The sequence below is a fragment of the Cellulomonas sp. SG140 genome (genome assembly GCF_025770785.1).
In the GTDB taxonomy this organism is placed as follows: domain Bacteria; phylum Actinomycetota; class Actinomycetes; order Actinomycetales; family Cellulomonadaceae; genus Cellulomonas.
In genome coordinates this window covers 177,804-198,473 of sequence record NZ_JANZLA010000008.1, presented here as the reverse complement: position 1 = coordinate 198,473, position 20,670 = coordinate 177,804, and the positions used below count along the sequence as shown (strand labels likewise).

Annotated in this window: 14 protein-coding genes and 1 pseudogene; 8 read left to right on the top strand and 7 right to left on the bottom strand. The window is 70.4% G+C overall.

Annotated features, from left to right (window positions below):
• Nucleotides 1–55: 55 nt before the first annotated feature.
• The 3 genes and pseudogenes from N0B34_RS15075 to N0B34_RS15065 form a co-directional block, all read left to right on the top strand.
• A complete protein-coding gene (locus N0B34_RS15075) occupies nucleotides 56–3,274 on the top strand; it encodes a hypothetical protein (protein WP_263732237.1) in 3,219 nt (1,072 codons plus the stop codon).
• Nucleotides 3,271–4,071 (top strand): hypothetical protein, encoded by an 801-nt coding sequence (locus N0B34_RS15070; protein ID WP_263732236.1) that lies wholly within the window; start codon nucleotides 3,271–3,273, stop codon nucleotides 4,069–4,071. Before N0B34_RS15075 ends, N0B34_RS15070 begins: the two co-directional genes overlap by 4 nt.
• Before the next feature lie 15 nt (nucleotides 4,072–4,086).
• Nucleotides 4,087–4,315: pseudogene (locus N0B34_RS15065) on the top strand (VOC family protein); the annotation flags it as partial.
• 22 nt (nucleotides 4,316–4,337) lie between these two features.
• Here the strand turns inward: N0B34_RS15065 and N0B34_RS15060 are convergent.
• Complete coding sequence (locus N0B34_RS15060; protein ID WP_263732235.1) at nucleotides 4,338–5,003, bottom strand: dihydrofolate reductase family protein; 666 nt, start codon at nucleotides 5,001–5,003, stop codon at nucleotides 4,338–4,340.
• 325 nt (nucleotides 5,004–5,328) lie between these two features.
• Here N0B34_RS15060 and N0B34_RS15055 point away from each other — a divergent pair, with 325 nt between their 5' ends.
• From N0B34_RS15055 to N0B34_RS15040, 4 genes are all read left to right on the top strand, one after another.
• Complete coding sequence (locus N0B34_RS15055) at nucleotides 5,329–7,245, top strand: beta-glucoside-specific PTS transporter subunit IIABC (protein WP_263732234.1); 1,917 nt, start codon at nucleotides 5,329–5,331, stop codon at nucleotides 7,243–7,245.
• Nucleotides 7,232–8,692, top strand: coding sequence for a glycoside hydrolase family 1 protein (locus N0B34_RS15050; protein WP_263732233.1), 1,461 nt, complete (start codon nucleotides 7,232–7,234; stop codon nucleotides 8,690–8,692). Before N0B34_RS15055 ends, N0B34_RS15050 begins: the two co-directional genes overlap by 14 nt.
• A 10-nt stretch (nucleotides 8,693–8,702) precedes the next feature.
• Nucleotides 8,703–9,599, top strand: coding sequence for a PRD domain-containing protein (locus N0B34_RS15045; protein ID WP_263732231.1), 897 nt, complete (start codon nucleotides 8,703–8,705; stop codon nucleotides 9,597–9,599).
• Nucleotides 9,600–9,661: 62 nt separating this feature from the next.
• Entirely contained in the window at nucleotides 9,662–9,928 is a 267-nt protein-coding gene (locus N0B34_RS15040) for an HPr family phosphocarrier protein (RefSeq protein WP_263732230.1), read from the top strand.
• Nucleotides 9,929–10,038: 110 nt separating this feature from the next.
• Here the strand turns inward: N0B34_RS15040 and N0B34_RS15035 are convergent, their stop codons facing one another.
• The 4 genes from N0B34_RS15035 to N0B34_RS15020 form a co-directional block, all read right to left on the bottom strand.
• Complete coding sequence (locus N0B34_RS15035; RefSeq protein WP_263732229.1) at nucleotides 10,039–11,781, bottom strand: hypothetical protein; 1,743 nt, start codon at nucleotides 11,779–11,781, stop codon at nucleotides 10,039–10,041.
• 11 nt (nucleotides 11,782–11,792) lie between these two features.
• On the bottom strand, nucleotides 11,793–12,683 hold the full coding sequence (locus tag N0B34_RS15030; protein WP_263732228.1) for a carbohydrate ABC transporter permease: 891 nt from the start codon (nucleotides 12,681–12,683) through the stop codon (nucleotides 11,793–11,795).
• Nucleotides 12,680–13,612 (bottom strand): carbohydrate ABC transporter permease, encoded by a 933-nt coding sequence (locus N0B34_RS15025; protein WP_263732227.1) that lies wholly within the window; start codon nucleotides 13,610–13,612, stop codon nucleotides 12,680–12,682. Before N0B34_RS15025 ends, N0B34_RS15030 begins: the two co-directional genes overlap by 4 nt.
• A 201-nt stretch (nucleotides 13,613–13,813) precedes the next feature.
• On the bottom strand, nucleotides 13,814–15,094 hold the full coding sequence (locus N0B34_RS15020; protein WP_263732226.1) for an ABC transporter substrate-binding protein: 1,281 nt from the start codon (nucleotides 15,092–15,094) through the stop codon (nucleotides 13,814–13,816).
• A 286-nt stretch (nucleotides 15,095–15,380) separates the two neighbouring features.
• Here N0B34_RS15020 and N0B34_RS15015 point away from each other — a divergent pair, with 286 nt between their 5' ends.
• Nucleotides 15,381–16,325, top strand: coding sequence for a BadF/BadG/BcrA/BcrD ATPase family protein (locus tag N0B34_RS15015; RefSeq protein ID WP_263732225.1), 945 nt, complete (start codon nucleotides 15,381–15,383; stop codon nucleotides 16,323–16,325).
• Here the strand turns inward: N0B34_RS15015 and N0B34_RS15010 are convergent.
• A complete protein-coding gene (locus N0B34_RS15010; protein WP_263732224.1) occupies nucleotides 16,318–17,415 on the bottom strand; it encodes an ROK family transcriptional regulator in 1,098 nt (365 codons plus the stop codon). The genes N0B34_RS15015 and N0B34_RS15010 overlap by 8 nt on opposite strands.
• Nucleotides 17,416–17,518: 103 nt before the next feature.
• Nucleotides 17,519–20,608, bottom strand: a complete 3,090-nt coding sequence (locus tag N0B34_RS15005; RefSeq protein ID WP_263732223.1) for an alpha-mannosidase — start codon at nucleotides 20,606–20,608, stop codon at nucleotides 17,519–17,521.
• Between the last annotated feature and the right edge of the window lie 62 nt (nucleotides 20,609–20,670).

Sequence of the window (20,670 nt, the reverse complement as noted above, 5' to 3'; positions counted from 1 at the left end):
CTGACGAGGCGGCGCGGATTGGGTCAGGGCGCCCGGAACATGGAGAGGATGCTCGGTGACCGAGTTATCGCCTGAACTGCGCCGCCTAGCAGCGCAGCTGGCCGGCGGACCCGCGTTCCTCTTGCTCGGGGGCGATGGTCGCAGGCTTCTCGGCTCCTCGGCGATTGGGTACCCGTGGAACGGGATATACACGACGGACACGGGCCGCGAAGTTGCCGAAGCGTTCGCCGCGGAGTCCCGAGTCAGCACCTCCCTTGGCGCAATGAGTCGCCCCCCCTCTCGCAGCCAGTCAGACCTGGAGGTGCGCTACCTGTTCGGGGGGACGCACCTTCCCGAGTCGGAGCGCCCACCGAAGTCGGCGGTCGAGGAAGCGACGGCCCGCCTTCGCAGCAACCAGGAGCTCACGCGCCTGGTGACCGAGACGTTGACGCCGCGGGGAACTCTCCTCATTGAGGGGTGGAACGCAGGGGACCGGCTTAAGGCAGACGATCTGCTTCCGATGCTCGGACTCCTCGGTCCCGCCCAAGCTCACCTGTTCTCCGCGAGCGACCGGGCACCTGACCCGCTGCTTGAGGCTTTTGTCTCCAGCGGACAGGTAGTCACATATGGCGAGACGCTCGAGTCGGCACTCGGGGCGATCGTTGACGCAGGCGCTTCGAAACTCCCTGCTGGAGCGGGCGTTGCGGCGTCGCAGCACGTCGTGCCACTTGGTGACGGTTTCGTGGACGTCGACATCCACAGCTGGAACCAAATCAGGCGGTCGGCTCGGCCCATAGACCTGGAAGTGCTTACCCCACCCCTTCTAGCGTCTGAGGCGGCCCGATATCAGGAGTTCCGCAACTTCATCGGCGCGACCGAGGGAGTTCCGCGGTGGCGGGGTATCGCTGCGGGGATGAACCTCGTGCGCGACTTCGAGCGTCAACTCCTCGAACTAGTCCATGCGGAAATCTCGGAGCGGGAACTGCCGCCACCGATTATTGTCGCCGGCCAGACTGCTACCGGCAAGTCAGTAGGCTTGGCGTCACTCGCAATGGAGTTGGCGCGCTCAGGCGACTTCGCCGTGCTCTATCAGTCGCGTCGAACGGTGCGCCCGTCGGTCGACGATATCGGAATGTACAGTTCGTGGGCCGAAGAGCGTGGTGCCAAGGCTGTGGTCATGGTCTGGGACGGGATGCTCGAGCCCGGGGAATATGAGAGCATCTCTCGGCAACTGCATGCTCGGGGTCGAAAGGTCCTCGTCGTGGGTTCTGCCTACAAGACGATGAGCGACTCGTCAGAGATCGTGCTTGCTCCGGCCGAACTTAGCAGGGGCGAAACGACACGGTTGGTGGCGTTGCTTGGAAGTTTCGGGGTCGACATGATCCCTCCGAAGGGAGCTGTCGATGCGAGCTTCCTTGCATTCCTCTACCGCTGGTTGCCGGAAACCGAGCACCAGTTGCGCAGCGGTCTGTCGAAGGAAATGCGTTTCGCAGAGCGAAGCATCGCGCGACTCGCCCGGCAGCGAGGCTCCGACGCGTCAGCCGAGCAGCGTGTCACGGCAATGCAGGCCGCACTTCAGGACGCTGGCGTTGCCCTGGCGGAGCTCCTGCCACCAGGCGAGACCGACGGCCCCATTGGCGAGTTGGCGTTCGCCGAGCGCGCGCCCATACAGCGCGTCACGACCTTGGTCCTTGTCGCTGGCCGTCATGGGATTCCAGTTCCGATCGACCTGGCCCTTCGCGTTCTGGGGCGCGAGGGATATCAAAGCGTACGCGACGCGCTCGTCTCTTCGGACATCATTCGCGAGATCGACGACGACAGCGGCGACTATTTCCTGAGCGTGCGGTCCCAGCTTGAGGCGGAGTTGCTCGCCCTGAACGAGATTCCGATTGCCGTCGAGGCCGAGGTGCTCGCGGAGGCAATTCAGAACGTTCGGGTGGCAGACGGGTTCGTCGGAGGCGCGGACGAGGTCGAGTTCCTCGTCAAGCTCCTCGAGCGCGTTGGGCCTACCTCTGACAACGCAAGGAAGTACCAGCGCTACTTCGGAGAGATCGCCGGTGCCTTGCGCAGCCGCCGCATGACCCTCGGGCGCGCCCACCCCCGTCTTGTCCTGCAGGAGTCCACCTTCGCTAGGGACTACGTGCACTGGCAGCAAGGAGTCCGAGACGGCAGTGTCGAGGAGCGGGTCGCGAGCCTCGAGTACAACCGCGAGTTGTTGGACGAGGTCCTGGGAAGCCCGGCCACGCGCGGCCTCATTAGGCTTTCGCTCTCGGTTGAGCTCGCGTCAACGCTAGGTGCCATCATCTACGAGTACGCGCACTCGAGCCAGAGCGAGACGGTCCAAGGCCTCGGGTCTCGACTCGATGACGTCCTCGGCGCGGTCCTCGATGCCCGTGCAGTCGACCCGGGCAACGTCTATCCAGTTGATGTCCTCGCTTGGGCGACTCGCGACGCCGTCGAGTCCGGTGTACTGAGCCCGCCCGAGCGCGTCGACCACCTGGCGAACGCCGTCGCAACCTTGGAGTCGCTCGACCGCAGTTCCCTCACAGAGAAGCAACGCGCAGCGTTGGATCGGCGCGGGGTCGAGCTTAACCAGCTCCTTAAGAAGGATGACGCAGTCTGGGAGTATCTTTCGAAGCTCGAGCTCAATGAAAGTCCCGCGGCGACATACTTCCTGGCCCAATTCGACGCCCATGATGGCCCCCCAGGCGAGGCCAGGGCCCTCCAACGCCTACGTCAGGTCCCAGTCGAAACGCGATCGGACTGGAGGTGTGCGCAACTCCTAATCGATCTGACGTGGAAAGAGATCACCGGAAGTCGCCTTCTGCTCGGCGAGCGGGTCCCTCTTCATCTGTCGCCCGAGGCGCTCGGCCGGATCGCTCAGCTCGGGATCGAACTTGGCGAGGCTGACCTGCCGGACGGATACCGGTTGACATTTGTCCGGGCGATTGGAGAATTCGTTGCCGGGCACTATGTCGAGGCGGCGCGGCTCTTCAGGGAGGTGAACGATCTTTCTCAGCAGTTGTCAAAGCGCATATACACGTCGTACTTGCTCGCCGACAGCTCGGGCCGGCCGACGACTTTCACTGGGCGCGTCGAGATTTCCGATACGAGGTCGGGCCAGGTCTGGGTTAACGAGCTTGGAACTCGGGTCAAGTTCGAACCGCGGCTCTTCAACCAAACGGGGGAGTTCGCCCGACACCAGCAGTTGCCCCCGTTCTACATCGGCTTCAAGCTCTCAAGAGGCCCGGTAGCCGAGCCTCGTTCGGTCTTCCGAGGGGCTTCGCGCGCATGAGTAACCCGTTCGACGTCTTGGCGCGGGCGCGCCGGCTCGCGACGGGCGTCGGGCTAGACTTCGAGCCAGCGAATCTGCGGCCAGTGTGTGCCACCGAGGCCGAGTTCGACGCCGTCGTTCGCGACTATTACACGTTCTTCTACGAGCATCTTGCCACAGATGCGACTTTCCTAGTGCGCTTGCGGCCAGCGAAGGATGTAGATTTCGTTCGCCGCTTGCTCTATGACCTACGTACGGCTGCGAATCACAGCGACAACCCGAAGTCCGAGGAGGCAGCAGCGCGCTGGCGTCGTGGGCACTCGTCGCCGCAAGCTGCAGCGAATGCTCTCGCTGGATTGCTCGGGGCGGCCCTGGAAGCACTTAGCCGGGCGGCGGTTCTGGCTGCGCGAGACCAGGCCGCGTCTACGGAGTGGCGCGAGATCGCATCCGTTGAGGTAGGTGCTGTCTTCGTGGCGGTGTCGGAGGATCTCGGACTCAGTTTCACCGAAGGCAACCGTCGGCGAATGGTCCGCCTCATCGAGAAGCGCATCCAGGTACATCCGCATCGAGGTGACCGACAGGCGCTCGTCGCGGAGTATTGTGCGCAAGAGATGCTGGCCGCCCGCCGACCGCTTCCTGTGCCGTACGATCGGGTGCTCGACGCGCTGGGCCTTCTCAGGTCTCGCCAGGCTTCGGGTGCCATCCTCATTGCTCATTCTGTGGCCGAAGTCGCGCCTACTCTCCGGGGTGAGGCCTTCCTTGAGCGTGTAGCGGAGACTTGGCGCGCGGCGGGGGCGTTGGTATCGCAGCAGACGTGACCCTAGCGGTGTGCGCTGCAGCCGACGCGGATCTTCAGCCCGACGACGGAGCCGAAGACCGCCAAGCTGCGCCTGCACATCGACATCAACCCCGTTCGGCGTCGAGCAGGACGCCGAACTCGAGCGGCTGCTGGCGCTCGGTGCGCGCCCGGCGGATGTCGGCCAGACGGGCGAGGAGTCGTGGCACGTGCTGCAGGACCCGGAGGGCAACGAGTTCTGCCTGCTGCGCCGCCGGCTCGGCTGACCTACCGCTCGCCCACCTCCCGTCAGGCGCCCGCGTCTGACGACGAGCGACGCCGCGTGCCCAGCAGGTGCGTGACCCCGTCGTCGCCCGGCACCATCCGGATGTCGAACCGGGACTCCAGCCCCTCCTGGCCGTCCCAGAGCCGCTGCCCGCGGCCCAGCACGATCGGCACCACCACCACGTGGAACTCGTCCACCAGGTCGGCGTCGAGGAACTCCCGCACGGTCGACACCCCGCCGCCCAGCCGCACGTCCAAACCCCCGGCCAGCTCGAACGCCTCGCGCAGCGCCTCGGCCGGCGTGCTGTCGCGGAAGTGGAACGTGGTGCCGCCCTCCATCGTCAGCGGCTCGTGCGGCTGGTGGGTCAGCACGATCACGGGGGTGTGGAACGGCGGGTTCGGCCCCCAGAAGCCGTTCCAGTCCTCCGGGATGGGGCCGGGGCCGGTGTAGAACTTGCGGCGCCCCATGATCTCGGCGCCGATGCCCTGCCAGGCTTGCTCGGCCAGCTCGTTGTCGACGCCGGTGGTGCCACCGTCAAGGCCGAACATGCGCCGCCCCATCGCGGTGGCGAACATCCACTGGTGCAGGCGCTGGCCGGCATGGCCGAACGGTTCTTCGGCCGTCAGCCCGTCGCCGGTGCCGAAGCCGTCGAGCGAGATCGAGAAGCTGTGCAGGCGCAGACGAGGCACGGGTTCTCCTGTTGAGGGGTGACGGCCGCGGGCGGTGGGCAGGCTCATAGTCGCTCACATCTGCTCCGCTGAGGAGTCCCGGCGGCAGCCGGGTGGTGCACGCGCATCGCCACGGCGGGCGGTGCGCGCCAGAACCAGGCGCGTCGCACCAGCGAGAGACCGACGGGTTGACAGCGGGCGGGCTCGGTGCCACGCTCGGCGCCACACCAGACATGTGACCGGTTTCCGGGCAGGATCTGATGGTCGTGGCACCTCGCGGTGCCGCCGCCGTCAGGTCCTTTTTTGTTGCCCGAACGCGGCCACGCACGGAACGAAGGAGTTCACCGTGGACTACGCGAAGACGGCCAGCGGCATCCTGGACGCCGTCGGCGGACCGGGCAACGTGACTCACCTCGAGCACTGCTCGACCCGCCTGCGATTCACCCTCGCCGACACGCACAAGGTCGACCACGCCCGCCTGAAGGCGGTGCCGGGTGTGATGGGCGTGGTCGGCACCCAGCCCCAGGTGGTCATCGGCAACGACGTCGTCGAGGTGCACGCCGCCCTGACCAGGCTGACCGGGATGGGTGGCGGCCCCGGCGCCGGGCCCGGGGGTGCGGCAGCCGCAGCCGTCGGCACTCCGGCCGACGGGTCGCGGGGCGGGTGGGGCGCTCGGGTCCTGGACTTCATCGTCGGGGTGTTCCAACCCCTGATCCCCGCGATCGCCGGTGCCGGCGTGCTGAAGTCCTTGATGCTGCTGGCGACGATGTTCGGCCTGTCGAAGAACGGGGCGACCTACAACACGCTGGTCGCCATCAGCGACGCGACCTTCTTCTTCCTGCCTCTGCTGGTGGCGGTGACCACCGCCACCAAGCTGAACACCAACCGGTTGGTGGCGGTCGCGGCCGTGTCGGTGCTGGTGCTGCCGTCGATGACCAAGCGGATGGCCGACGGCACCTCGGTCTTCGGACTGGCGATCCCCAACGTCACCTACTCCTCGCAGGTGTTCCCCGCCATCCTCGCGGTGCTGCTGCTCGCCGTCGTCGAACGATTCCTCACACGGGTGACGCCGAAGCCCATCCGCATCTTCTTCGTGCCGATGGTCGGGCTGCTGGTGACCGTGCCCGTGACCCTGCTGTTCCTCGGCCCGCTCGGCTTCCGGTTGGGCACCGGGTTCACCACCGGCGTGCTGTGGGTGTTCCACACGCTCGGCTGGGTGGCGTTCCCGCTGCTGGCCGTCGCGCTGCCGTTCATCATCTCCGTCGGCATGCACAAGGCGTTCATCCCGTACGTGGTCAACCAGCTGAGCACCGCCGGCTACGAGCCTCTGTACAACCCGGTGTCGCTGGCGCACAACATCGCCGAGTCCGGCGCCAGCTTCGGCGTGGCGCTGCGGACCAAGGACACCGAGATGCGCTCCACCGGGGTCTCGGCCGGGCTCTCGGCCCTGTTCGGCATCACCGAGCCGGCGCTCTACGGCATCACCATCCAGAACAAGCGGGCCCTGATCAGCGTCCTGTCCGGCGCCGCCGCGGGAGCGACGTGGCTCGGCGTGACCCACGTGACCTCGTACGTGGCCGTCGGACCCGGCCTGGCGAGCATGTCGATGTTCATCAACGCCAACGACCCGCGCAACATCGTCAACGCGATCGTCGGCGCGGCGATCGCCTTCGTCACGGCGTTCGTCGTCGCGATGCTGACCTGGAGCGACGCAGCGTCGACCACCCTCAAGGTGCGTGGCGTCGTCGCCGCGAACCCGCCGGCGAACCCGGACCAGGCGCTCAGCCCGCACGACGTCCTCAGCCCGACGGACGGGACCGTCGTGCCGCTCTCCGAGGTCTCCGACCCCGTGTTCGCCGGCGGCGTGCTGGGCGACGGCTGCGCCGTCCGGCCCACGTCCGGCGAGTTCCGCAGCCCCGCGGCAGGCGTGGTGTCGATGCTGTTCGACACCCACCACGCGGTCGCCGTGAGCACCGACGACGGGGTCGACCTGCTGATCCACGTGGGGCTGGACACGGTGCGGCTGAACGGCACGCACTTCACCGCGCACGTGACCAAGGGTGATCGGGTCGAGGCGGGCCAGCTGCTCATCACCGCCGATCTGGACGCGATCCGCGCGGACGGGTACGACACCACCACGCCCGTCGTGGTCACCAACGGCGCAGCCGTCCACGTGGGTGCGGTCCGTGCGGGCACGCACGTGGCGGCCGGCGCCCCGCTGTTCCCCGTCTCGACCAGGGCGACCGTCGATGTCGTTTCCTGACGGGTTCCTCTGGGGCGGTGCCCTCGCAGCCAACCAGTGCGAGGGCGCCTGGGATGCCGACGGCCGCGGGCCCTCGGTCGCCGACGTCGCCACCTACAAGCCCGCGCTCGCCAACACCGAGTACGCCGCCCACCACGCGGTGACCCTGGCCTCGATCGCCGAGGCGATGGCGACGACGGACGTCACGTACTTCCCCAAGAGGCGTGGCATCGACCTCTACCACCGGTGGGAGGGGGACCTGGACCTGTTCGCCGAGCTCGGCTTCACCGTGCTGCGAGTGTCGATCGCGTGGAGCCGGCTCTACCCGACCGGCTTCGAGAGCGAACCGAACCCGGCCGGCGTCGCGTTCTACCGCCGGCTGTTCGAGGGGATGCGCGCGCGGGGGATCCAGCCGCTGGTGACGCTGTCCCACTACGAGATGCCGCTCGAGCTGGCCACGAGGCTCAACGGGTGGGCGAACCGGGAGGTGATCGCGTTGTTCACGCGGTTCGCCCGGACGTGCTTCACCGAGTACGGCGACCTGGTGAGCCTCTGGCTGACCTTCAACGAGATCGACTCGATCATCCGGCACCCCTTCACCTCGGGCGGGGTCATCGAGGAGCTCTGCGAGGACGGTCTCGAGGCGGCGTGCTACCGCGCTGCGCACCACCAGTTCGTCGCGTCGGCCATCGCCACCCGGGACCTGCACGCGCTGGTGCCCGGTGCGCAGATGGGCTGCATGCTGACGATGCTCACCACCTACCCGCGCACGTGCCGTCCGGACGACGTGGCGGCCACCCAGGCGAAGAACCTGCACAACCACTTCTTCGCCGACGTGCAGGTGTTCGGCGAGTACCCGCCGATCGAGCTCGCCGTCATGGCGCGCAAGGGTCTGTCGGTGCCGTGGGAGGCGGGCGACGACGAGGTGCTGCGCGAGCACACCGTCGACTTCGTCTCGTTCAGCTACTACATGTCGATGACGGAGTCGGTCGACCCGGATGCGGACCGCACGCCCGGCAACACGATCATGGGCGTGAAGAACCCGTACCTGCCGAGCACCGACTGGGGGTGGCAGATCGACCCCGTCGGGCTCCGCATCTCCTTGATCGACCTCTACGACCGTTACCGGAAGCCGCTGTTCGTCGTCGAGAACGGGCTGGGCTATGCCGACTCCGTCGATGCCGACGGTCGTATCCGGGACCCGTACCGGGTGGACTACTTCCGGGCCCACGTCGAGCAGATGGGGCTGGCGATCGAGGCCGGCGTGGACCTGCGCGGCTACACCTCCTGGGCGCCGATCGACCTGATCAGCGCGTCGTCGTCGCAGATGTCCAAGCGGTACGGGTTCATCTACGTCGACCAGGACGACCTGGGGCGCGGCACGCTCGCGCGGTCACGCAAGGACTCGTTCATGTGGATGCAGCACGTGATCGCGACGAACGGCGCCGACCTGGCGCCGATCGGCTGAGTGAGCCCCGATGTCCCAGCCGCAGCGGATCACGAAGGTGCTGAACTCGAGCGTCGTGCTCGCGACGGACGAGAACGGGCACGAGTGCATCCTGCTGGGCCGCGGGATCGGCTACGGGCACAAACCCGGTGAGACGGTCGACGACGGCGTGGTGGACCGGGTGTTCCTGCCGGTCGACGATCCCGACTCCCGCGCGCTCGTCGACCTGCTCGGCACGATCCCGGCGACGTACGCCCTGCTGGCTCGGGACGTGATCGCACTCGCGCGGACAGGCCTCAAGGTGGACCTGCACCCCCACCTGCTCCTGGCGCTGACCGACCACCTGCACTTCGCCGCCGAGCGGCACGCGCAGGGCATGCGGGTGGTGAACCGGCTGAGCTGGGAGATGCGCACGTACTACCCGGACGAGTACGCGGTGGGACTCGAGGCGCTGCAGCTGGTCAACGAGCGGCTGACCCTCGACCTCCCGGAGGACGAGGCGACGAACATCGCGTTCCACCTGGTCAACGCCCGGAACGACGGTGCGTCCGCGTTCGACGCCCTCCGGGCGGCCACCCTGATCTCGGAGATGGTCGCGATCGTCTCCTACCGGACGGGCCGCACCCTGGCGCCGCAGGACCAGGACCACCGCCGCTTCGTCGTGCACCTGCAGTTCTTCGCCGACCGGCTGCTGACCGGACGGCTGCTCGACCGGGACGACGGGTTCCTGTACGAGCAGATGCGTACCAAGTACCCCCAGGCGCTCGAGACGGCGCGGCTGCTCGGCGAGCACGTGCGGAGCCGCTACGGCGTCGACCTGCCCTCCGAGGAGCTCGGCTACCTGGGCCTGCACGTCCAACGGCTGCTCAGCGCCGAGTCCGCCACCGGCTCCGAGCCACGGCCGCCGCGCGGACCGAGCGCCGACTGACACCCGCGCGACGCGCCTCGCTGCGCGCCGTGCCCCACCCCCTGCTGACGAGGAGATCGACCATGCTGCACAGGACCGTGTCCGTCGGATCGGCGTCCGGGCTGCACGCCCGGCCCGCGGCCCTCTTCTCCAAGGCCGCCGCCGAGGCCGGTGTGCCCGTGGTGATCGGCAAGCCCGGCGGTGACCCGGTCGACGCCGCCAGCCTGCTCTCGGTGATGGCCCTCGGGGTGGGGCATGGTGACCGGGTGGTGCTGGCCTCGCCCGACGAGGCAGCCGGCGCGGTGCTGGACCGGCTCGCCGAGCTGCTGATGACCGACCTCGACGCCTGACCGTCTCGGCCGGGCGGGCGCACGCTCGCGTCCTCACCCGGATCCGGCCGATCGGGCCCGACGCGACGCGAACGGCGCGCCGCTCCGCGAGACCGGGTGCGAGCCGGCGCTCAGCGCGCGCGCAGCGTGACCCGCTGGGTCCCCGGCGAGCTCCACGTCACGTAGAGGCGCCGGCCGCCCACCGCGTCGGTCCCTCCGAGGAACTCGTAGGCCTCGCCCGGGGAGTACACCGCCGGTGACGAGTCGCCGCCTGGCAGCGCGGTCACCGTGAGGGCAGAGCCGCCGGCCCGCACGACGACGGGGCCCCCGGCAACCCGGGACAGCTGCGGCCCCACCGGCTCCGCGCCCTCGAGCTGCACCTCGTCGGCGAAGGCGATCTCCAGGGCGTGACCCGTGGCGGGTCCCGTGGTGCGCACCTCGAGGTCCACCCCGTCGGGGCGGACCTCGACGACCACCCGCGTCTCCAGCCGCAGCTCGTCCCGCGGCCGCTGCGAGAACGCCATCGCGGAGGCGAAGCGGCCCTCGAACTCGAGCGTGTAGTCGCCGTCGGGCCGGTGGGCGTCGACGGGCAGCGGCTGGTAGTAGCTCGCCGCGAGCTCCTCCGACAGCACGACGCGATCGCCCTCGGCGCGCAGACCGGTCGCACGGAACGGGCCCAGACCGAAGAAGTCGCGGGACAGCCGCACCGACGCCACCTCGACGTCGCCGCGCGCCAGGCGCAGGAAGGTGGGGTTGCACGCCAGCCCGGACGCCACCCGGCCGGCGGCGGGAACGTCCGAACCTCCGTAGACCAGCGTCCAGTCCGCTCCGCCCCACCGGCGCCACAGGCGCGCTGCGCCCCACGTCCGCTGGCCGCTCCCGAGCGCCCCGGCGGCCCGCTCGGCGTCGGTCGCCGCCCCCCGCTCGTCGGCCAGCGCGAGGCCTGCCGCGACGTCGCCCTCGGTCAGGCAGCGGAGGACCGCGTCGACGGGGTCGACGCCGGGCAGCCGCAGCGCCCAGGCCGCAGCGTCGCGGCAGCGGTCGCACGTCGGCGCGAAGCGGGCGAACAAGGTGAGGAACGGGCCGAGCGGGAACCGGGCGTCGTGCTGGTCCTGCCGCCGGGAGTGCACGGTCTCCGTGGTGCCGCGGGGGGTGGTGAGGTCGAGCACCGTGTGCAGGTTGGTGTGCACCGCCTCGCTCAGCGCGGGCCGTCCCAGGCGTTCCGCGAGCAGCAGCAGCGCCGGGCCGCTGACGTAGGCGGCGTAGTTGGCGCTGCGCTCGGAGTACAACCCGTCGGCGTCGAGGTCGACGCCCTCGGTCAGCCACTCCCGAGCACGGTCGACTGCGGCTGCCGCTGCAGGTCCCTCCAGCAGCGCTGCGGCTCCGACCAGGGCGCCGGAGAGCTCCCACCGGTGGTTGGGGGTGTGGACGCCGCCGACGACCAGTGCGGGAACGGCGCGGCGCAGGATCTGCTCGAGCCGGGCACCGAGTGCGGCACCGGCGGCGCCCGCCACCCACGCGGACGCCGTCGCGGGCGGCCGACGCAACGCGGCCGCGGTGGCGGCGACGTCGGTGACGGTGAAGGCCGAGTCCGGGGGAGACGCGAGGTTGTCGCCGGCGGCGAACAGCCCGTCGGCCACCTGCAGCGCCTCGAGCCGGGACAGCCAGCGCGACGCCGCGGCCTCGTCTGCCGCACCCGCCTGGCCGGCCAGCCCGACGACGACGGCCGCCTTGACCGCACGCATCCAGGCCCGATGGCCCGCGAGTGCGGCGTCGGTCGCCACCGGACCGTCGGCCAGCAGGTGGGCGTCGAGGGCGGCCCGTGCCGCTCGGACCAGGGCCGGCGAGCACGGTGCACCGGATGTGGTGGCCACCCGGCTGCCGCTCAGTCCCGCAGCCCGGTGCCGATGTCGGAGCTGGTGATGTAGCGCTGGAACACCAGGTACAGCACCATCAGCGGCACCATCGAGATCACCGACGCCGCGAGCAGGATCGCCCAGTCGATGTTCTGGGCGCCGATCAGGGAGCGCAGCGCGATCTGCAGCGTGAACTTGCTCGGGTCGTTCAGGATGATCAACGGGAAGATGTAGTCGTTCCAGCGCCACTGGAACGAGATGATCGCCAGCGTCAGCATGATCGGCCGCGCCAGCGGGACCATGATCAGGAAGAACGTCGACAGCTCGCTGGAGCCGTCGATGCGCGCCGCGTCGAGCAGCTCGTCCGGCACCGACACGAAGAACTGCCGGAACATGAACACGCCGGTCGGCGTGAGGATCGACGGCAGGATCACGCCGAACAGGTTGTTGTACAGGTGCAGGTGCAGCACCACGCTGAACGTCGGGTTCAGGATGACCTCGCCGGGCAGCATGGTCATGGACAGCACGAAGAGCGACAGCACCGACAACCACCGCGCGCGGTACTTGGCGAGCGCGTACCCCGCCGTCGCGCAGAGGAACACCGTGAGCGCCGTGGTGATCGTGGCGACGACCAGGGTGTTGGAGAAGTAGCGGAGGAAGTCGACGCGTGCCCAGGCGCGGACGTACCCGTCCACAGTCCACTTCCTGGGCAGGAAGCTGAGCGGGTAGCTGAACAGCTCACCGCCGCCCTTGAACGAGGACAGCAGGAACCACAGCAGCGGGAACGCCATCAGGATCGCGAGGACCCACAGCATGGTGGTGGCCGGGATGGCGCGCGTGGCCGAGCCCCGGCGGCGGGAGAGGGTGGGCCGGGTCGTGGACTGCTCGCCGGTCCGGGAGAGCTGCGTCGCGGTCGTCACTTCTCGGTCCTCCTGCTGATCGCGATCTGGACCAGGGCGATCGCCATCAGGATCACCAGCAGCACCATCGAGGCGGCGCTGGCGTAGCCGACCTGGGACTTCGCGAACCCGGTCGTGTAGATGTACTGGACGATCAGCTGGTTCTGGGTGCCCGGTCCGCCGTTGTTCAGCGCCTGGATCAGGGCGAACTCCTTCATCTGCCCCATCGTCAGCAGCAGGATCACCAGCACCGAGGTGGGCCTGATCGCCGGGATGGTGATCCGGGCGAACCGCTGCCAGGCGTTCGCGCCGTCGATCTGGGCGGCCTCGTACAGCGAGACCGGCACGTTCCGCAGCGCCGAGATGAACAGGAGCATGTTGAACGCGGCGCCCGCCCACGCCGAGGCGAAGATCACCACCAGCAGGGAGAGGTTCGCGTTGGTGGCCCACGGCGCCGGGTGGCCCCCGAGCTCACCGATGACGAAGTTGACGAAGCCGAAGTTCTCGCCGAACAGCCAGCGCCAGATCACCCCGGTGACGATCGGCGAGACCAGCCAGGGCAGGAAGAAGATGACCCGCGCCGCCGACTTCCCCTTGGCGTTCGCGTTGGTCAGCGCGACCGCCATCGTCAGGGAGAGCGCGTAGCCCAGCGGGACCGAGAGCACGGTGTAGACGAACGTGCGGCCGAGGGCGGCGTAGAACGTGGGGTCGGTCGCCAGCGAGGTGTAGTTCTCCAGGCCGATGAAGTGCAGCGGCCCGTAGCCGTGGTAGCTGGTGAAGCTGTAGAGGAGGCCCAGCACGCCGGGCCAGAGGAAGAACAGGGCGTACAGCGCGATGACGCCGCCCGTGAGCACGAGCGCAGGGCCGGTGTACCGGGGGGTCCCGCGTCGCTTGACCCGGACCGGCGCACCGGTGCGCGGTCGGGTCAGGGTGGCCGCTGGTCGGTCCATCGTTCCTCCTCTGCTCGGACTGCGCGTACGGCGGGCCGCCGGGGGTGCGGGAGGGCGGGTGGGGGGGGGGGGGGGGGGCCCCCCCCCCCCCCCCGCGGGCGCAAACCAGGGTTGTGGGGGGGGGCCGGGGGGGGGGGGGGGGGGGGGGGGGGGGGGCGGGGCGCGCCCCCCCCCCCCCCCCCCCCCCCCCCCCCGCCCGGGTCAGCTCAGCTGCTTCTTGGTCGAGTCGAGGATCGCCTTGATCGTCTGGTCGAGGGTCTGCTCACCGTTGAGGTACTTGACGGTCTCGTCCTTCAGCGGCTCGGAGGTCAGTGCACGGCCGAGGTAGGCGTTGCGGAGCTGGTCCGTGGTCTGGTTGGCCGAGACGGCGGGGGAAGCAGCGATCTCGTCGTTGTACAGCTTGAACGCGTCGGCGTTCGCCTTGTACGTCGGCGTGATGCCGTCCAGCGCCGGGAGGCAGCCCTGGATGTTGCAGTACTCGGTGTAGTGCGCGGGGGAGTACAGCCACTTGATGAAGTCGAGCGTCTGCTGCTCGTGGCCGGTGCCCTTGAAGGCCACCATCCAGGATGCCGAGCCGTAGTTGGTGGCCCGGACGGGCTGCTGCGGCATCGGCACCGAGGCCCACTGGAAGTTGGTGATGTTGGCCTGGAAGTCCGCGATCTGCCAGACGCCGGACATGTAGGCCGTCACCTGGCCGCTCTTGAAGGCCGCGCTCGCGTCGTCACCCGACGTCCACACCGACTTCGGCATGAAGCCGGAGTCGTTCATCTTCTTGAAGTACTCCAGCGCCGGGGCCGTCTTGTCGTTGGTGGTGAAGTTGCCCGGGCTGCTCTCGACGACGCCCTCGCTGCCGAACTGGTACAGGAACGCGCGCATGCGGTGCGCCGAGGCGTCCATCACGGCACCGTACTTGGCGCCCGTCGCGGTCCGCACCTGGTCCGCCTTGGCCTGGAAGTCGTCCCAGGTCCAGGAGCCGGAGATGTCCTTCGGGTACGTGACGCCGGCCTTGTCCCAGAGGGTCTTGTTGATGAACATGCCGACCGCGGTCAGCGTCGTCGGCAGCGCCTTGACCTTCTTGTCCCCGGGGTCCTGCACCAGCAGCGTCGGCTTCACCTTCGCGGCCTTGGCGATGTCGCTGAGGTCGAGGATCCGGTCCTTCCAGACGGGGTCCACGTTCGGGGCGGCCGCCAGGTCGGGCAGGTCGTTGGCCTGCGCGCTGGTGCGGAGCTGGGTGGCCAGGTTGTCGTTGGGCACCTCGACGATCTGGACGGTGGTGCCGGTCTCCGCCTTGTACTCGTCGGCGAGCTTCTGGAAGGCGCCGCCCTGGTTGGCGTCGCCGGACTGGACCAGCTTGAGGGTGACGTTCTTGGCCGCGGAGGTCGAGGAACCTGCGGAGCTGCCGTTGCCGCTGGAGCAGGCCGACAGGGAGATGAGCAGGGCACCGGCGACGACGGCGGTCGCGGTGCGGGCGTGATGCTTCATGTGCGGACCCCTCTTTCACGGAGCGGAGCGGCGTCGCACATCCGTCGGCGCCGAGCGGGTGACGCCTTTTGTATCACTACCACGAAAAAGTGGTCAAGCATCCGGGACACAACGAATCGGTAACGCCGGCGCTGGGTCGCTGGCGGCGGCCCGGGGTGCGGATACACGCGTGAATCGGACCGGTTTGCGCCTCCGACCGGTGCTGGCGCGATTACCCTCAGTCTGGTAGTTATGTGCAGCGATGGCAGCGTCATCACAGCACTCCACGAGGCGAGAGAGCAGGTCCATGGGCGATTCGCACCCCCTGGTGGCCGTCGGCGTCGACGTCGGCGGGACGAAGACCCAGGTGATCACCGAGGACTCCGCCGGAGCCTGTGCCGACCTCGTCGTCCCGTCCGCACGCTGGCGGTCCGGCGCGCTGTTCTCCGACCCGGACAACCTCCACCGCCTGGTCGAGCTGCTGCAGGGCTGCGGCGAGGTGACGCCGGACTCGGTGCTCGTGGCCGGCATCCACGACTGCGACACCGACGAGCAGATGCGCCACGTCTCCGAGGTGCTCCGGACCGGCCTCGGCTGCCGGGTGACCGTGGTGAACGACGCCTACCTGCTCCGCTACGCCACGGACCACCGCGCGACCATCGAGATGATCGTCGGGACGGGCGCCATCGTCAGCGGCACCACCGCGGACGGGCGCCGGATCACCGCGGACGGGCACGGCTGGCCGGTCGGCGACCGCGGCAGTGCGCCGGACCTGGTGCACAGCGCGGTCCGCGCGACGCTGGAGGCCGCCGACCGCGGTGAGGACGACGGCGACGTGCTCTACCGGCGGGTCCGGGAGGCCTTCGGGGTCGCGGGTGCCGCCGAGCTCGCCGCACAGGCTCGAGCCGACCTCAGCCCGGCGGTCTGGGGCCGCCACGCGCGCGAGGTGTTCACGGCGCTGGAGGAGGGGTCGGCGACGGCGCGAGCGATCGTCGACGAGGCCGCCCGGACGCTGGCCGAGGAGGTCGTCGGCCTGCGGGGCCGCGGGGCGACGGGCACCACGGTCGTCGTCGGCGGCGGCGTCATGCTCGGCCAGTCGGGCTACGAGGCTGCGCTGCGCGCGCGCCTCGCCGAGCTCGAGCCGACGATCGAGGTCGTGGTGGCCCGGACGCCTCCGGCCGCCGGGGCACTCGCCCTCGCCCGGGAGCTGGCCGGCCAGGACCCGCAGGTCGGCGCCCGCGCCGTCAGGTGAGGTAGATCGACTCGCGCGCGCGGTCGATCGCGATCTGCGCGACCCCCGTCAGCGCCGCCTCGTCGCCCAGCTGGGACGCGATCAGGTTCGGCGGGAACGTGATCCGGCCGACCAGGCGCTGACGCACCTGCTTCACCGAGTAGTGCGGCTGCCGCGCCAGCTGACCGGCCAGCACGATCACCTCGGGGTCGAGGACCGCGCTGAGCGCGGCGCAGGCGATGCCGACGTAGTCGAAGACCTCGGCCGCTGCCTTGACCGCGTCGGGCTCTCCTGCCACGGCGGCGTCGAGCAGCGCCCCGACCGACGAGCCGCTGGCCGTGGCGATCCGCGTCTCCAGGTCGCCCTGCAGCGTGTAGAGAGCGTCGAAGGCCGACCGGTCGGCCAGCAGGAACCCGATCTCACCGGCGGCGGACCGGTTGCCGCGCAGGATCTTGCCGCCGGAGACGATGCCGGCGCCGGCGCCGTTGCCGAGCACGAAGGCGACCAGGTGCTCCGACCCGACACCCGCGCCGCGGGACCACTCGCCGTAACCGACGGCGTTCGCGTCGTTCTCGATCACGATCGGCAGCTCGTACCGCGCGCGCAGGAGGTCGCCGAGCGGGAGGTCGTACCACCCGAGCTCGACCGCGTTACGCACCCGGCCCTCCGGGGTCGACACCGCGCCCGGCACGGAGACCCCCACCGCGAGGCACGGCTTCTGCAGCGTCCGTGCCTGCTCGAGCAGGTCCTCCGTCACGCGCAGCGTCGCCTGCACGCCACGGGGCGCCTCGCCCTCGCCGCACGGCAGCTCCGGAGCCACGTAGACCACGCGGCCGTCCAGGTCGACGAGCCGGCCTCGCACGCCGGAGGCGGAGACCTCGACGGCGGCGACCACGCGGCCCTCACCAGCGTGCCGGTAGAGCACGGCCGGACGTCCGCGCGCGGAGCGCTCGGCCCCGTCCGCGACGATCAGGCCCTCGGCGACGAGCGACGAGCAGAGCCGCTCCACGGTGGCCGAGCTGAGGCCGGTGTGCTCCTGGATGTCGCGGCGCGTCATCGGGCCCGAGGCGCGGATGGCGTCGAGCACCGCGGTCCGGTTGATCTGGGTCACGACCCGGGTCGTGGCGGTCTTCGGAGCGCCACGCGCTGCACCGGTGCGTCTTGGCGCCACGACCGAAAACCCTACGGCATCAGGCGAAAGGGGCACCGGAGCCTCATCGCGTGAACCGCAGCGTGCGGATCTCGAACGGACGCAGGGTGAGCGGGACCTCACCTGCTCCCGCCGCCAGCGCGGCCAGTGCCGCGGCCTCGGGGTGGTCCGGCATCGGCTCCTCGAGGAGGTCGGTCACGGTCGCCGCGCGGAAGGGGAAGCGGACCTGCAGGCGCGCCCGCGCCCGCGTGCCGAGGGCCTCGTGGACGCGCACGATGACGTCCGGCCCGCCGTCGTCCGCCAGCTTCACGGCGGAGACGACGACGCACGGGTTGTCGCAGGACACCAGCGGTGCCACCTGGTCCGCACCGGCGGCCGGCGCGGCACCGACCTCGCGCAGCGGCAGGTTGAGCGCCCAGCCCTGGGCCTCGGCCCGGAGGAGGTCGGCGCCGAACGTCACGGCCGCGCGGAAGGTGTGGTGGCCGAGGTCGGCGTCCGGATCGGGGTACATCGGCGCTCGCAGCAGCGAGAGCCGGACGCGGGTGCCGACCCCGCCGGCGTGCCGGACGCGGGCGACGTCGTGGCCGTAGGTGGCGTCGTTGCTCACCGCGACGCCGAAGTCGGGCTCGCCCACGTGGACCCACCGGTGCGCCGGGACCTCGAACTTCGCCGCGTCCCAGGAGGTGTTGGCGTGGGTCGGGCGACGGACGTAGCCGAACTGGGTCTCCGCGGCCGCGTCCGTGGTCTGCACGTCGAGCGCGAAGCCGAGCTTGAGCAGGGTGTGCCGCTCGTGCCAGTCCACCTGGGTCTCGACGTGCAGGGTCGGGTCGTCCCCGGCGGCCAGGTGCAGGCGCTGGACCACCCGGCTGGTGCCGAAGCTCCGCTCGATGCGCAGCGCCGGCACCGGGCCGACGTGGTCGACCTCCATCGCCACGACGTCGACCAGGTCGCGACCGACCCGCTGGTAGTGCGCGTCGAGGTTCCACGCCTCGAAGTCGTTGGGGATGTCCCGGAACGTCTGGAGCAGGTTGCCGACCTCGCCCGGCGGCACCACCTCGCGCCCGCTCTCCCGGTGGACGGCCGACGTGACCAGGCCGCGGGCGTCCACCCGCACCTGCAGCGCCTCGTTGCTCAGCAGCCAGCCGGTCCCGTCAGGCTCCAGAGCCGCCGGGGACGGTTCGGCCGGTACCCCGATGCCGCCCGCGGGCACGCCGAGCACGGGATAGGGCGACGCGTTGGCCACCCGACGCCGCGCGGGGCCGGGGGTCGGCTCTCCGGCGTCTCCGGCGTCTCCGGCGCGCCCGGCCAGGGCGGTCGTCGCGGCGGCGATCAGCTGCTCGAGCTCCGCTGCGATCGCGGCGTAGCCGGCCTCGGCCTCGCGGTGCACCCAGGCGATGGACGAGCCCGGCAGGATGTCGTGGAACTGCTGCAGCAGCACGCGCCGCCAGATCCGGCGCAGCTCCTCGCCCGGGTACGGCGCGCCGGTCAGCACCGTCGCGGTGGTGGCCCACAGCTCGGCCTCGCGGAGCAGGTGCTCGCTGCGGCGGTTGCCCTGCTTGGTGCGGGCCTGGGACGTGTAGGTGCCGCGGTGGAACTCCAGGTACATCTCCCCGACCCAGGTCGGCGCCGCGTCGGCGTACTCGGCGCGGGCCGTGGCGAAGAAGCGGTCGGGGGTGCTCAGCTCGACGCGCGGCGACCCGTCGAGGTCGGCGGTGCGCCGGGCCTGGGCGACCATCTCGCGGGTGGGGCCGCCCCCGCCGTCACCGAAGCCGAACGCGGCGAGCGAGGTGTTCGAGCCGGGCTTGTCGGCGAACTGGCGGGAGGCGCGGTCGAGCTGGGAGGCGACCAGGCGCGCGTTGTACGTGTCCATGGGCGTGAAGTGCGTGAACAGGCGGGACCCGTCCAGGCCCTCCCACCAGAAGGTGTGGTGCGGGAACGGGTTGGTGTCGTTCCAGCACATCTTCTGCGCGAACAGGTCGCGGAACCCCGCGAGGCGGGCGATCTGCGGCAGCGCGGCGGTGTACCCGAACGAGTCCGGCAGCCACGCGGTGGTGGGGACCACCCCCAGCTGCTCCCGGAAGTAGCGCATGCCCTCGACGAACTGGCGCACCAGCGCCTCGCCGCCCACCAGGTTCGTGTCCGACTCGACCCACATCCCGCCGACCGGCACGATGCGGCCCTCCCGCACGCGCTCGGCCATGCGCTCGAACAGCTCGGGGGCGGACTCCTGCAGCCAGGCGTAGTGCTGGGCGGAGGAGAAGGCGAACGTGACGTCCGGGTCGGTGTCCATCAGCGCCAGCACGTTCGCGACCGTCCGGGCCACCTTGCGGGCGGTCTCCCGGGTGGGCCACAGCCACGCCGAGTCGATGTGCGCGTGCCCGACGGCGTGGACGCGGTGCGCGCTCGCCGCTGCCGGAGCGGCGAGCGCCGGGGCGAGCGCCTCTCGTGCCCGGCCGGCCGAGCCGGACACGTCCTGCGGATAGACGGCGTCGCACGCCCGGGCCAGCGCCTCCACCAGCTGGGCGCGACGCGGCGACTCGACGGGCAGCACCTCCGCCAGCCCGCGCAGGGCCTTCAGGTCGGCCACCAGCGCCTCGACCTCGGTGTCCACCAGCGCCACGTCGAGCGCGCGCAGCCGGTAGAGCTCGGTGTCCGGGACGGTCGCCAGGTCGCCCATCGCGGTCGGGGTGGTCCAGCTGCCGCGGTAGGCATCGGGGTTCGCCGCGGCCTCCAGGTAGAGGTCCACCGCGGAGCCGCCCTCCTGCGGCAGCGCGAACCAGGCGTTGCGCGGCGAGATGCCCTTGAGCAACCGGCCGTCCGGCGACCAGACGGCACCCTCGGCCTGGAAGCCCGGCATCTGGTCGTCGAAGCCCAGGTCCACGACGAGCTCCAGGCGGGTGCCCGGCTCGGGCCAGTCCGCCGGGACCTGTCCGGTCACGTGGAACCAGACGGTGCTCCACGCGCGGCCCCACGGGGTCCCGACGGGGTGCGGCACGTACTGCTCGGCGCGGGCCCGGGCGAACGGGACGGGTTCACCGGGCGCCGTCCAGCTCTCGACGGTGAGCGAATGCCGCGCGCGGTGCAGCGCAGGAGCGACCCAGTCGCGCAGCAGGCGGTCGACCCGCGCCAGGGTGGACTCGGTGGTCGGGTGCATCGGGCCTCCAGTCGTGGCCGGGCGGGGCCGGCGGGTTCGTCGAGCTGCCGAGGGACGGACGG

Bases quoted from the DNA above. Each gene is read 5' to 3' on its own strand.
- N0B34_RS15015 (WP_263732225.1), top strand. From the start codon at position 15,381: ATGGGCGATTCGCACCCCCTGGTGGCCGTCGGCGTCGACGTCGGCGGG.
- N0B34_RS15045 (WP_263732231.1), top strand. From the start codon at position 8,703: ATGTCCCAGCCGCAGCGGATCACGAAGGTGCTGAACTCGAGCGTCGTG.
- N0B34_RS15070 (WP_263732236.1), top strand. From the start codon at position 3,271: ATGAGTAACCCGTTCGACGTCTTGGCGCGGGCGCGCCGGCTCGCGACG.
- N0B34_RS15020 (WP_263732226.1), bottom strand. From the start codon at position 15,094: ATGAAGCATCACGCCCGCACCGCGACCGCCGTCGTCGCCGGTGCCCTG.
- N0B34_RS15025 (WP_263732227.1), bottom strand. From the start codon at position 13,612: ATGGACCGACCAGCGGCCACCCTGACCCGACCGCGCACCGGTGCGCCG.
- N0B34_RS15005 (WP_263732223.1), bottom strand. From the start codon at position 20,608: ATGCACCCGACCACCGAGTCCACCCTGGCGCGGGTCGACCGCCTGCTG.
- N0B34_RS15050 (WP_263732233.1), top strand. From the start codon at position 7,232: ATGTCGTTTCCTGACGGGTTCCTCTGGGGCGGTGCCCTCGCAGCCAAC.
- N0B34_RS15040 (WP_263732230.1), top strand. From the start codon at position 9,662: ATGCTGCACAGGACCGTGTCCGTCGGATCGGCGTCCGGGCTGCACGCC.